This window comes from Dakarella massiliensis (genome assembly GCF_001182045.1).
GTDB classification, from domain to species: Bacteria; Pseudomonadota; Gammaproteobacteria; order Burkholderiales; family Burkholderiaceae_F; genus Mesosutterella; species Mesosutterella massiliensis.
The window spans coordinates 101,233-113,072 of sequence record NZ_CVTY01000006.1 but is presented as its reverse complement, the minus strand read 5'-3'; the positions used below and the strand labels follow the sequence as shown (position 1 = coordinate 113,072).

The following is an 11,840-nucleotide window of genomic DNA, read 5'->3' as shown; positions in this document are numbered from 1 at the left end:
ATTGGGAATCAGGTCATGGCTGGTAACACAGGTTCTTGCAGTCCCCAAAATTTAAGACATTTTATATTTGAGTATTGGTATGCATCCGATAAGAAATATTATTCTGGTGACGCTATTAGGAATTGTTTCCAGTAACGCCTATTGTGCCTGGGAAAAAATTGCCGGCAAGGGAAATGAAGGTCTTTATGTCAATCTCAGAAAATCTGAGATTCAGTCCTCAGAGTCAGACATACAGACTATGGGAACTCTCAAATGTACGGGATAAACAAAAAATATTTTCAAGAGTCGATCTGGTCGAGCTTGATTGCCGAAACAAAAGAAACAGATGGATCATAGCTCTGGTCTATCCTAAGTTTTTTGGACAGGGTGATCTGCTCATGGGCTCCACACAAAAGGCGGAATGGCAAAGTCTTCAATCGAATCCGACGGACTTTGAGGAAGCTTTGTGCCAGAAATTAAAATAATATCTTACTAATATTTATTTAAATATTATGAAAAAATTAATTTTTGCTGTTCTTTGTTTCCTGTCCACAAACGCTTATTGTGCCTGGTATAACGTTGATAAATCAGCAGTTGTGAAATCGTATATTAATATTGAATCAATACGGCCAGCGGGTAATTTTTATGAAGCCTGGATTCTTTACGACTTAAAACAGCCCTTGATTTCCCAAGATCATAAGAAAGTTAAGTCTGTTGTTCGATTGGAAGTTTTTGACTGTGTGAATCAGGCAAACGCGAAAGCGCAAAGTACCTATTATTCGGGCAGTATGGGGAAAGGTGAAGCGGTAGAGACTGACAATGCCCGTAACCTGCAATGGAATTCAGTTATTCCCGGCTCCCGCGGAGATACTGCGATGCAAGTGGTATGCGCTTACGCTGAATAAAATAGCCTTGAATATTAATTGAATTGATCAGGATTTTTAATTTTTAAAATTAATATTTCACGATCAGACTTACCGGGCTCCGTTCTGCGTCTCCCGGATTTGTCACAAGGTGATCAGAGGGACTGTTGACTTCTCCACGCGGCGTTTTTATCGAGCAGGCCGTATGCCCGTTAACTGAGTAACGCCTCGCGCGTCGATTAGAAACGCTGCCCACAATTTGTCTTCCGCTTCTCAGAACCCCGCTCCAGCCCTTGGCGAGCGGGGTTCTTTGTCTCTTTCTCCACGCTCATCCTGCCGGCCGCTTTCCCCCTTTTTGAGAGTCCAAACGTTAAGAGAGTGTTTTTTTCTTGCTAAAAATGTAAATGATAATTATTATCACGCTCATTCACTTTTTTTAAGCATTTGTCCTTAGATGAAGAAAACACTTCTCGCCGCGGCTCTGTCGAGCGCGCTCTTCTGCGTTTCCGGTCCCGCGTTTGCCGCTGACACGGCGTCTGAACCGGCTGAAAATTCCAGCGTCACGGCTTCCGGTTCCGTGCTTCCCGAAGCGGAACTCAAAGCCTCTGACACGGGCACCGTGGAACTCGCGGACACCGTGGTCTCTCCCGAATACATCGAGATTGAGCGTCTCCGGAACACGAAAGAAATCATCGTCGTGAATAAAGAGCAGATCCAAGAGCAGGGAAACCGCACGGTGAGTGACGTGCTCTCCAAGATCCCGTCGATCTCAGTCAACGCGACGGGTCAGGGTCAGATTGATATCCGTGGCCAGGGCTCGGATCAGGCGGCGCGGAATATCCAGGTGCTGCTTGACGGCGCTCCGATCACGACGCTCGTAAGCCACCCGATGCAGACGAATTACGACGTCATTCCGGTGGAGCAGCTTGAACGCATCGACATCATTCCGGGCGGCGGCTCCGTGATGTACGGCTCCGGAGCTTCGGGCGGCATCGTGAATCTCACGAGTTCGCTGAATTCCATGAATAACCCTGAAACCTCGATCTACGGCGAGTGGAATTCGAAGGGGTACCGCGCGGGCGCGACCGCCGGCACGACGTTCGCAGACGGGCGGGGTGCTGTGGAATTCACGGGGAGCAAACTGAACCGCGATCTGGAGTTCGTCGACACATTCCGGAACTCCAAGTACTACAGCGCCGGCCTTCGCTGGAACTTCACGCCGAATCAGCGCGTGATTCTCCGCGCGAGCCGCCTCGAAGAACGAAGCGAGTATCTGAATAACGTTTCCCGCTATAAGCTCAAGGCCTACGGTACGGACTACCGTCCGAGCCCCCGGAAAGTGGTGTCGGGTGTCGATTCCGAAGGAAACCGCCTCTACCGCATGGACTCCGGCTACATCTACGGCAACCGCGATCTCGACACGATCAGCCTCTCCTACAGCGCGAACCTGAGTGACAAGTGGCAGATGAGTCACGATGTCTTCTATAACACCGGGAACTATCAGGGAAACAACGATTCCGAGCGCACGATGGATCACGATGGCTACGGGATCCGTTCAAAGCTCAACTGGAAATACGCGAACTGGGGCGAGCTGCTCTTCGGTCTCGACGCGATCCGTCAGGAAGCGAACCTGGACTACAACGACTACGAGCGGATCAAAGGGACGAAGTACCGCGCGGTTCCGATGTCGTTCGATTACCAGAAGGACATCTACGGTCTTTACCTCCTCAACACGATCAAGTACGGGAAGTGGGAATTTAACCAGGGCATCCGCGAGGAACTCACCCGCTGGTGGTTCTCGAAGACCGGCAAGGCGACAAGCGAAAACGGCACCGATACATCCCGCCGCTGGAACACCGCGCTTGAGCTTTCAGGTGCCTATCACTACAGTGACACGGGCCGATTCTACGGGCGGTATGAACGCGGCTACACAACGCCGGACGGAATTGAGATCGCGGACACCATCCGCCAGGCGGACGGCACCCGGCTTATCAAAGAGTCGAGCGTGAATGACGAAGTTCACAACATGTACGAGATCGGCTGGCGCGACGCCTTCAAGTGGACCACGTCGAGCGTCACGCTGTGGTACTCGTCAACTGACGATCAGATCGCCCGTAATTACCAGCGGGGCGAATACGGTCTCAATTACCTGAGCGTCAATCTCCTTGATACCCGTCGCTGGGGCGCTGATATCTCCTTCAGCCAGAAGGTCGGTCCCTTCACGTTTGAGGAAACGTACGCCTATCTCAAGGGCCGCACCCGATGCGCGAGCGCGTCGGCCTGCGAGCGTCTGGGAGAGGACAACGACTACACGAGCAAGGGCCTTCAGAAGGTGCCGAAGCATAAGCTCATTCTCCGGGCGATGTGGGATGTGCGTGACGACCTGACGCTTGAATTGCAGCACATCAAGCAGGGCCGTTACACGAACTTCACGCGGACAAGCGACGAGCAGGATCAGGGCTTCTTCAAGGGCCACGACCTCACGAACTTCTCGGTCCGCTACCACCCGAACCGTCACCTCTCGGTGTACGCCGGTGTCACGAATCTCTTTAACACCAAGTACTACGACTACGGCTCCGGAAACGGCTACTACTCAACCGTGGTGCCGGGCGCTGAGCGGCAGTTCTTTGTCGGCATGAAGGCGACGTACTGAAAAGAAAAAGCGTCTCTCGCGAGAGACGGAATGGCCAAAGCCCCGGGCCGGGTTACAACGATCCCGCCGGGGCGGCGGTCTTTCAGGGAAGGAAATAACCATGAACGAATTTCTGCATCTCTTCCAGGCGGGCGGCTTCATGATGTATCCGCTGCTCGCGGCGTCCATCATCGCGGTCGCGATCACGGTGGAGCGCGCCCGTATGTACCGGAAGTCGAAAACCGATATGACGCTTCTCGCGTCCCACCTCTCGAAGCCCCTCCATGAAGGGAAACTCTTTGAGGCGGAGAAGATCGCGGCGAACGCCGGCGGGCTCACGGGCGACCTGATTCTGAAGGCGATCGCGCATGAGCGTCATATCGACGATATGGCGTCGTGGCTTGAAATGGAGGGGCAGCACCGCGCGGCTTCTCTCAAGGCAAATCTCGGGATTCTCTCCGTCATCGTGACGCTCGCGCCTCTTATGGGGCTTCTCGGAACGGTGCTCGGTATGATCCGGTCGTTTGACGTGCTGAATGTCGCGAACGGCGAACCTTTCGCCATCACGGGCGGCGTGGCGGAAGCGCTGACCGCGACGGCCTTCGGGCTCTTTGTCGCGATCCTCGCCCTGATCTGCTGGGCGTGCCTGAATCAGCGGGCTGAGCGTCTCGTCGGAGAGCTTGAGCGAGGCGCGGGGCTCTATCTCGTCTCCCGGAAGAAAGGGGAAGCCTCTGAAGTTCCGGCTGAGCCTGCTTCGCAGCCGGCGACGGCGGACATTCAGAGCCCGATCAGCCAGGCGTCCCGGATCACGGCCGCGCAGACCGCGTCCGGCGCGTTTTCTTCCTGAAGCATCAGTGAATAGAAGGTTCCGCGATGAAACTTCAGGATCACAAAACGAGCCAGACACCGACGCTCATGATCATCCCCATGATCGACATCATCTTTTTCCTCCTTGTCTTCTTCATGATGTCGATGCTGAACATGGTGACGCAGAAGACAATCCCGGTGAAGCTACCGACCGCCGCGACCGCGAGTGTCGACCGGACGAAGTCAGTCCCGGTCGCGATCAAGGCGGATGGATCGATCTTTATTGAGGATCAACCGACCTCGATCGAATCGCTGGGACCCGCGCTCGAAGCCCGGAAAACCGAGGATGGGAAAGCGCCGGTCGTCGTACTGATGCCGGATCGGACGCTTGACGTCGGCCGCATGGTGCAGGTGATGGATACGGTGCGCGCCGCGGGGGTTGACCGTCTCACGGTTGTCGCGAAAAACGGCCGGTAAGGGGGATAAACCGATGAAACGGTTTTTATCTGCTTCACCGACCCCAAGTCTGATTGAGGACGCGTCGCCGAAAGGGGCAGGAAAGAGCCTCGCCGCGAGCGCATTGATTCACGTCGGGATTCTCGCGGGGATCGCTGCCATTCTCACGGTTTCTCCGCTTCAGAAAACGGAGTCCGCCGGGAATCAGGCGCTCCAGATTGATCTCGGACCTGGCGGCTGGGCTTCGGACACCGAGAATCACATCGCGAAAGGCGTTGCGTCCGGGACGAATGACGGGAAGTCAGTGACTGAACCGAAGAAGGGGAGTGAAGCGGTGAAGAAAGCGCCTGCGCCGGAACACACCGTTCCGGTTCCGAAAGCGGTCACTCCGGCAAAGCCCACGCCGGCTCCAAAGCCTGAGCCCGCGCCGTCTCCGGTTCCCGCTCCGGAACCCATGAAGGCGGCACCGAAACCAGCGGACACCGCGGCCGTTGCGACGCCCGCGAAACCGTCAGTAGCGAAGTCTTCCTCGCAGACGCCAGGTTCCGCCTCCGGCACTGCGGCAGGAGAGGGAAAATCCTCCGCCCATCTCGGCGCGGCAATCGGCACGGGCAACGGAAAAACCACGCTCGCGGGATCCGGCAATCAATTGAAGAGCCTCGCGGGAGGAGGCGGGGACGCCGCGTTCGCGGATAACGGTGACGGCACCTATCGGATTACGGGGAAGGGGAAGCTCGACATCGTGATCCTGAATGACGCCCATCCGGTTTATCCGAGGCGGGCCCGTGTGGCGGGCTACAGCATATCGATCTGTGTCCGTGTGCGGTTTGTGGTGGATGAGAAGGGGGACGTCATCCGGTCAAAAGTGATGACCTCTGATATCCCGCCGCTCGACTTTGAGCAGGCCGCGCTGAAGGCGATCCGGGCGATGAAGTTCCGGCCGATCAAGCGGCTCGGAGTCCCCGTCAAGGTGACTTTTGAGAAGGCGATTATCTTCCGGCCATAAAAATAGATCCTGATAGTTACTATGCGTATCTATCAGTATCTATCAGTATCTAATAGAAAGTATTAAGAGTCAGAAAGACACCGATTCTGGCTCCCGCCCCGCTTCCGCTGGCGTCACGCCGTATCTTTTCCGGAAAGTGGTTGAGAAGTGCGAGCGGTTCCGGAAGCCGGCTTCGAGGTACACGTCAGAGACCTTCCGGTGGTCCTCCGCGAGGAGCCACTTCTCAGGAGTCAGCGGACTTATCTTCGCGAAGTCACGCTTAAAGGTCGCGAGACTCCGGCCGGTGTAGGACGCGAATTCTTCGAGCGTCAGATCCTCCCTGAAATTCGCTTCCATAAAGGCGAGGAGATCAATCTTCCAGGGACTGCTGAAATCGAATAGCGTCGGATAGAACCTCGGGCTCATCGTGAGGAGGCAGAGAAGCGCTTCCCGTTCTTTTAATTCAATCCATTCCGCGAGCGGTTTCACCCGGGCATCGGTGTAGGGAAGGAGCGACGCGAAGAGGCTCTCGAGCGCAGGTTCGCTCTGAAGCGGAATCACCGCTTCCTCAAACCGTTTCGCCGTGCGAGGGAGTGTTTTCGGGTTCAGGGTCCGGAAGGAATCCCGGAGAAAGTTTCTCTGAAGAAGGATGCTTACCGCGCTGTAGGGGCGGGCACCGTCGCTTTGCTTCCGGATGCGAACCGCGTGATCGCGCTTCAGAAACACAAAGCCGCCCGATGGCATGGTGATTGTCCGGCCGGCAGACTCCGCTTCCATGACGCCCGATCGCACAAAGACGAGCGCGTGAGACGCGATCCGGGATTCAGTGAGCATCTGCCCCGGAATAAAGCAGCTCAGGATGATGTCTGAGTAACGAATCAGTTCCATTGCGTTATTCATCAGGGGCGCTCCTAACCGTTTCAGTGAGACTCGGGTTCTCAGGACGCCGGGAACACGCGGGACCAATATTCAGAGGCCGTGCCTTTGAAACCGACGAGTTCGGGGTATTCGTACACCTTTTCGCATTCGGTCCGCTTCTCGTAAAGCTCATAAAACGCTTCTGCGATGCGGTCGGCGCTGAAGAAGTCATTCATGCCGATGGGACCGTTGATCGTGACGGTGCCGGCATAAATCCCCTTCGGGGCGACCGCCTCATTCAGCATGAGCGAAGCGCGGCCTTCGTGAGGCTCATGGCGCCAAAAGCGGGGAAGGGGTGAATTCCAAAGCCGCCGCCCGTGAAGAGAAGGGCACTCTTGTTCTGAAGAAACTCAGGATCCTCGATCAGATCGCGGCACACCGTCCAGGCGCCCGCGACATCGAGTCTGAAGTGCTGGACCAGCTCCTCGGTGTCAACTCCCCAACCAGCTTCAGGACTCGTATTCGCTGCGTTGTAGATCATGACGGTCGGCGCGCCGTGAGCGGCTTTGATGGACGCCATTGCTTTTTTGAGAGAGGCCGTATCAGACGCATCCGCGGTTTCCGTGAAGGCGTCGATCCCGAGTTCTTTCAGATCGGAAACAAGTTTCCCAAGCTTCTCTTCGCTCCGGCTCACAAGAACCGGCGTGAAGCCGTTCTTTCCAAACACCTTCCCGAGGCTGAGACCCAGTCCAGGACCCGCGCCAATGATGACAGCAATCTTTTCAGTCATGAGTATCTCCAAACCAATGTTTTGTGACGAGGAAGGAATGGGCGGCCGTTTTGTTGCTGAAAGGTTCAATTCAGACGATCACCGATATCAATCGGAATGATTTTAAAACCGATGATGCTACGTGATTAAGCCGACATTGCGCCGTATTACCGTTTTTTCTCTTCCTGTAGATCTGTTCTTCATGCTAGTGAGCAGTTTAGAACGTGATGTTGCTGAGAAGCTCAAACTGATGTTTGTGACAGGCTCAGAATCGGATTAGGAATGGGATAGGGGGCTTTCCAGGTGGAAAGATTGCTTATCAGTAACTAATAGATCCTGATAGTTCCTATCAGAATCTATCAGGATCTCAATAAAATCTATAAAGTAAAACGGCTGGTTTTCGGCGTATGAAAGGCTTTTACCACCAGCCAAAGAGGCTCTTCGCGTTGTCGAGCGATTCAATCCTCTTCATGTCGTCCGGATCGAGCGTAAACGTGAGCACGTCGAGGTTCTCCTGCATGTGTTTTGCTTTGGTGGTTCGCGGAATGATCACAAAGCCTGACTGCACGAGGAACCGGAGCGCGACCTGGGCGACCGACTTCTGATGCTTCTTCGCTGTTGATTCCAGAACGGGGTTACCGAAGATCTTGTGCTCTCCTGATCCGAGCGGCGACCAGGCTTCAGGGACAACACCGGCCTCCGCCATCATTTTCCGGAGCCCCTTCTGCTGACAGAAGACATGCGCCTCAACCTGATCCACCGCGGGCACCACGTCCACCTGCTTGATGAACGAGGGGAAGAGGTTTTCGACAAAGTTTGAGATCCCGATCGCCCGAACGTCGCCCGCTTGATAGGCCTCTTCAAGCGCCCTATAGACCCCGAGGTTATCTTCTCCCGGCCAATGAATCAGAAGCAGGTCGATCACGCCGATCCCGAGCGCCCGCTGGGAGCGGGCAATCGATCGCTTCGCGTCCTCATAATCCCGCGCGCCCCAGAGTTTCGTGGTGACAAAGATCTCATTTCTCGGGATACCGGACGCCCGGACCGCTTCGCCGACCTCAGCCTCATTCTTATAGAGCTGCGCCGTATCGATATGGCGGTAACCAAGCGAGAGGGCGGTGAGCACCGCGTCCTTTGTCTGATTTACCGGGATCGCGTAGACGCCGAGCCCTACGCGGGGCATCCGGACGCCGTTATTCAGCACCACAAAGTCTTCCATCTCACGCACCTCTTGATTGTTTCAACCGCTTTCGGCCGCGGCTTTTGCCTCTCTCATGATAAAAAAATAGATTCTGCCAGGAGTTAACAGAATCTATAAAAGTGAGTCTAGAGAGACCAACAATGAAACCACTGCAAAACTGAACACTCAGATCCGGAAACCCTCACTCTGTTCGGATTCCGAAAACTTATCCTCTTCCGGCACATAGTTCCCGTAGCGGTTCTTCCGGGGTTCAGACGGCACAAAGCCAATCAGGACAACAAAGGTGAACGGGACAAGAACCGTGAGGAAGGTGGGGAACGGGTGAAGCAGGTCGTACACCACCATGCCGATGAAAACGAGATAGACGAGCGCGTACCAGCCGCTCTTCCCAATGTCATGCAGCCGCTGCACCGTGATCGGCACCTGGATCGCGAGCACCATGAGCGCAGTCACCAGGTTGCAGCTGAGGATGAGGTTAAGCCGGAGCTCGGGAGTGCCAAAGCCAAGGAGACCAATCATGATGGCGATGACAGCCCCGATTCCGATCACGAGGAGCGAAAAGACGTACCAGTGCCAGTAACCCTTGCGGTTAAGCCGGTCACGAAAGTCGAAACAGCGTGGCAAGATCATTTCGCACCTCCTCTGTGTGAAGGTTTTATAACTTCATTGTAGGCTAATTTGTCACCAATTAATCACAAAAATGCGTTTATACCCACTATGTATAATATTTTCGTATTCAATAATTGCGAAAATGCCTTCAGAAGAAAAACTCTGAAGGCATTGTTGTCAAAACGTGTAAAGCGAGCTGAAGCGCCGTCCCACCTCGTGCCGCGGGAGATTACTTCGCGGCAGCCGAAGGCGGCGTGAACGCCCGGATATCAGGGATCGGTCCTACCCATTTGGTAACTTCCACATTGGCGGTAGACGCGACGTTTCCGCAGGCGAGCGACGATGTCGGGATATCCTGCGTGAGGCTGTTCGGGTTCCCATGGACGTCGATTTCTTTCCCGTCCAGCACCGCCGGATCAAACCACGCGCCGTGATGCAGCACGACAGCTCCCGGGATCACCGTGTTCTCGACGACCGCGCGGGCGAGCGCCGCGCCCCGGCGGCTCTTTACCAGAACCACATCACCGGTCTCAATGCCGCGCGGCTCCGCGTCTTTCCTCGTGATCGTAAGCGGCTCACGAAGCTGGGTGCCGTCCGGCTCCCGGTTCGCGTATTCATCAAGCTGCGAGTGAAGCCGCTTCACGCTCTTCGGGGCGACAAGGGCAAGCGGAAACTCTTTCGTCGCCCGGGCAAAGCCTTCAGACGGCTCAAAGTACGCCGGGTGCGGGAGGCAGTCCGTGTACCCGTAGGACTCAATCTTTTTCGACCAGATCTCAATTTTTCCGGACGGGGTCTGAAGCGGATGCCCGACGGGGTCGTTCCGGAAGTCTTCAAAATCCACAAACCGGCGGCCGGATTCGGTCGGCTCAAATCTTAGGATCCCGGATCGCCAGAATTCGTCAAACGTCGGCACCGTGTCAAGCGACAGCTCAGCCGTTTTCGCGGCCTTTTCGTACGTCGCGCGGATCCAGTCTTCGAGCGTCTTCCCTTCCGTAAAGGCGTCAAAAACGCCGATCCGGCGGGCGAGCTCTGACCCGATCCAGTAGTCATCCCGGCACTCACCCTGCGGGGGAACGAGCTGATGCATCGCGACCACCATATTGCGTGCCTGTTCTCCGGCACCTGAAATATCGTTCCGCTCGTAAACCGTGGTCGCCGGGAGCACGATATCGGCGTGCTTTGCGGTCGCGGTCCAGTGCGTCTCGATCACGATCGTTGCTTCGAGCTGCTCAGAGCGCCACGCGCGTTCGAGCCGCATCGTGTCCGGCTGGTGCGTAAACGGATTGCCGCCGCCCCAGAGGAGAAGCCGGATCGTGGGGTACGTGATCTTTTCGCCATTAAAGTCGATCACCTTCCCCGGATGCTCAATACAGTCAACGAAACGCGCGATCGGGATCACGCGGCTTCCCTGATCGGGGTGAGACGGGGGAATCGCCGGCACTTTCGGGACCGGGAGATTCGGGATATAAGGCCCCGCGGTCGCGAGGTCACCGGCTGAACCCGTGTGGTACTCCGTCTGAATGCCGCCGCCCGGGAGTCCGATCTGGCCTAAGAACGCCGCGAGCGTAAACGCCATCCAGTGGAACTGCTCACCAAACTCCGCGCGCTGCGCGCCCCAGCCGGTGATGAGTGTTGTGCGGTGGGTGCCCAGGTCTTCGGCGAGCGCGCGGATCGTGGCTTCCGGAACTCCGGAGATGTCAGCGGTCCAGGAAGGGGACTTGGGGCACCCGTCCTCGTGCCCCATGACGTAAGCGAGGAATCCTTCCCAGCCTTCGGTGTGGGTTTTCAGGAACTCGTGATCCGCGAGGTTCGCTTCTTCAAGCGCGTAGATGATCCCGAGCATCAGAGCGGTGTCCGTTCCCGGACGCACCGGCACCCAGGCGGAGCCAAGCTTTTCCGCGGTGAGCGGTTTCACGGGGTTAATGCACACCGTGCGGATCCGCGGGTGGTTGATGAGCGCGTTGTAGTAGGGGCTTGTGCCGTGCGTCGATGCGAACCAGTCGATGTCGTTCGTGATCGCGGGATCCGCGCTCCAGAAAACGATCCGCTCGGCGGACTCGAGCACCCGCTCAAAACTCTGCGGCTTCTGGTACGCGCTTCCAATCACGTAAGGCAGAATTTTCCGCATCGCGCCGTTCGAGTAGTTGTTCTCTCCCTTCACGTACCCGCCGCGGCACGCGAGCAGCCGGCGGACGAGCGTCACCGCGGACTGAATGGCGCCAGAAGACTTCCAGCCGTAGGATTGCCCGAAAACCGCGGACGGCCCATAGGTGTCGTAGACGTGGTTGATCGAGTCAGCTGCCAAATCAAGCGCCGTCTCCCAATCCACCTGCACCCACTCATCCCGGCCGCGGAGCGCCGCGTTCCCGGGTTTCTTCTCGAGGAACGACTTCCGCACCATCGGATGCAGCACCCGGCTCTTCATATAGGGCTGGGCCTCAATCGCGCGGACATTCGGACTCGGGAAGTAATCACCGGCAGCGGGCGTGAGCGTAATTCGGCCGTCATCGACGGCGGCGCGGAATACGCCCCAGTGGCTCGCGGTGGTGAGGTGATCAGGTGTTGGAAGTGTCATCTGAGTAAAGTGGGAGAAACGAAAAAACCAGTCAATAAATGAATCGCGGTAAGAAGAAATTTTACCCTTGAGCGAACGGAAACCTGACCCTCAAAAGGGGGAGCAA

Annotated in this window: 12 protein-coding genes; 6 read left to right on the top strand and 6 right to left on the bottom strand. The window is 56.2% G+C overall.

What is annotated here, in order from left to right:
* Positions 1-173 precede the first annotated feature (173 nt).
* From BN1936_RS11900 to BN1936_RS04370, 6 genes are all read left to right on the top strand, one after another.
* Positions 174-464 carry a surface-adhesin E family protein gene (locus BN1936_RS11900; RefSeq protein ID WP_049686742.1) on the top strand — a complete coding sequence of 97 codons (291 nt, stop codon included), beginning with the start codon at positions 174-176 and terminating at the stop codon, positions 462-464.
* A gap of 27 nt (positions 465-491) precedes the next feature.
* Complete coding sequence (locus BN1936_RS11455) at positions 492-884, top strand: surface-adhesin E family protein (RefSeq protein ID WP_148521176.1); 393 nt, start codon at positions 492-494, stop codon at positions 882-884.
* Positions 885-1,296: 412 nt separating this feature from the next.
* A complete protein-coding gene (locus tag BN1936_RS04385; RefSeq protein ID WP_049686741.1) occupies positions 1,297-3,495 on the top strand; it encodes a TonB-dependent receptor in 2,199 nt (732 codons plus the stop codon).
* A gap of 100 nt (positions 3,496-3,595) precedes the next feature.
* Positions 3,596-4,321, top strand: coding sequence for a MotA/TolQ/ExbB proton channel family protein (locus tag BN1936_RS04380; protein WP_049686740.1), 726 nt, complete (start codon positions 3,596-3,598; stop codon positions 4,319-4,321).
* Between the two features lie 26 nt (positions 4,322-4,347).
* On the top strand, positions 4,348-4,758 hold the full coding sequence (locus tag BN1936_RS04375) for an ExbD/TolR family protein (protein WP_022443793.1): 411 nt from the start codon (positions 4,348-4,350) through the stop codon (positions 4,756-4,758).
* A 13-nt stretch (positions 4,759-4,771) separates the two neighbouring features.
* On the top strand, positions 4,772-5,743 hold the full coding sequence (locus tag BN1936_RS04370) for an energy transducer TonB (protein ID WP_082164459.1): 972 nt from the start codon (positions 4,772-4,774) through the stop codon (positions 5,741-5,743).
* Positions 5,744-5,812: 69 nt separating this feature from the next.
* Here BN1936_RS04370 and BN1936_RS04365 read toward each other — a convergent pair whose 3' ends face one another.
* From BN1936_RS04365 to BN1936_RS04340, 6 genes are all read right to left on the bottom strand, one after another.
* Positions 5,813-6,622 carry an AraC family transcriptional regulator gene (locus tag BN1936_RS04365; RefSeq protein WP_049686738.1) on the bottom strand — a complete coding sequence of 270 codons (810 nt, stop codon included), beginning with the start codon at positions 6,620-6,622 and terminating at the stop codon, positions 5,813-5,815.
* A gap of 38 nt (positions 6,623-6,660) precedes the next feature.
* Entirely contained in the window at positions 6,661-6,885 is a 225-nt protein-coding gene (locus BN1936_RS04360) for a hypothetical protein (RefSeq protein ID WP_022443796.1), read from the bottom strand.
* A complete protein-coding gene (locus BN1936_RS04355; RefSeq protein ID WP_022443797.1) occupies positions 6,879-7,370 on the bottom strand; it encodes an SDR family NAD(P)-dependent oxidoreductase in 492 nt (163 codons plus the stop codon). The genes BN1936_RS04360 and BN1936_RS04355 overlap by 7 nt, the downstream gene beginning before the upstream one ends.
* 397 nt (positions 7,371-7,767) lie before the next feature.
* Positions 7,768-8,568 (bottom strand): aldo/keto reductase, encoded by an 801-nt coding sequence (locus tag BN1936_RS04350; RefSeq protein WP_022443798.1) that lies wholly within the window; start codon positions 8,566-8,568, stop codon positions 7,768-7,770.
* Between the two features lie 147 nt (positions 8,569-8,715).
* Positions 8,716-9,180: a DUF805 domain-containing protein gene (locus BN1936_RS04345; protein ID WP_022443799.1), complete on the bottom strand. Its 465-nt coding sequence runs from the start codon at positions 9,178-9,180 to the stop codon at positions 8,716-8,718.
* Positions 9,181-9,388: 208 nt separating this feature from the next.
* The gene (locus tag BN1936_RS04340; RefSeq protein ID WP_187367750.1) at positions 9,389-11,734 is read right to left on the bottom strand and encodes a molybdopterin-dependent oxidoreductase; all 2,346 of its coding nucleotides are present in this window, start codon (positions 11,732-11,734) and stop codon (positions 9,389-9,391) included.
* Between the last annotated feature and the right edge of the window lie 106 nt (positions 11,735-11,840).

What these genes read in the sequence shown, in the direction of transcription:
- BN1936_RS04375 (WP_022443793.1), top strand. Translation starts at nt 4,348, where the DNA reads ATGAAACTTCAGGATCACAAAACGAGCCAGACACCGACGCTCATGATC.
- BN1936_RS11455 (WP_148521176.1), top strand. Translation starts at nt 492, where the DNA reads ATGAAAAAATTAATTTTTGCTGTTCTTTGTTTCCTGTCCACAAACGCT.
- BN1936_RS04370 (WP_082164459.1), top strand. Translation starts at nt 4,772, where the DNA reads ATGAAACGGTTTTTATCTGCTTCACCGACCCCAAGTCTGATTGAGGAC.
- BN1936_RS11900 (WP_049686742.1), top strand. Translation starts at nt 174, where the DNA reads ATGAAGGTCTTTATGTCAATCTCAGAAAATCTGAGATTCAGTCCTCAG.
- BN1936_RS04380 (WP_049686740.1), top strand. Translation starts at nt 3,596, where the DNA reads ATGAACGAATTTCTGCATCTCTTCCAGGCGGGCGGCTTCATGATGTAT.
- BN1936_RS04350 (WP_022443798.1), bottom strand. Translation starts at nt 8,568, where the DNA reads ATGGAAGACTTTGTGGTGCTGAATAACGGCGTCCGGATGCCCCGCGTA.
- BN1936_RS04385 (WP_049686741.1), top strand. Translation starts at nt 1,297, where the DNA reads ATGAAGAAAACACTTCTCGCCGCGGCTCTGTCGAGCGCGCTCTTCTGC.
- BN1936_RS04345 (WP_022443799.1), bottom strand. Translation starts at nt 9,180, where the DNA reads ATGATCTTGCCACGCTGTTTCGACTTTCGTGACCGGCTTAACCGCAAG.
- BN1936_RS04365 (WP_049686738.1), bottom strand. Translation starts at nt 6,622, where the DNA reads ATGAATAACGCAATGGAACTGATTCGTTACTCAGACATCATCCTGAGC.
- BN1936_RS04355 (WP_022443797.1), bottom strand. Translation starts at nt 7,370, where the DNA reads ATGACTGAAAAGATTGCTGTCATCATTGGCGCGGGTCCTGGACTGGGT.
- BN1936_RS04360 (WP_022443796.1), bottom strand. Translation starts at nt 6,885, where the DNA reads ATGCTGAATGAGGCGGTCGCCCCGAAGGGGATTTATGCCGGCACCGTC.
- BN1936_RS04340 (WP_187367750.1), bottom strand. Translation starts at nt 11,734, where the DNA reads ATGACACTTCCAACACCTGATCACCTCACCACCGCGAGCCACTGGGGC.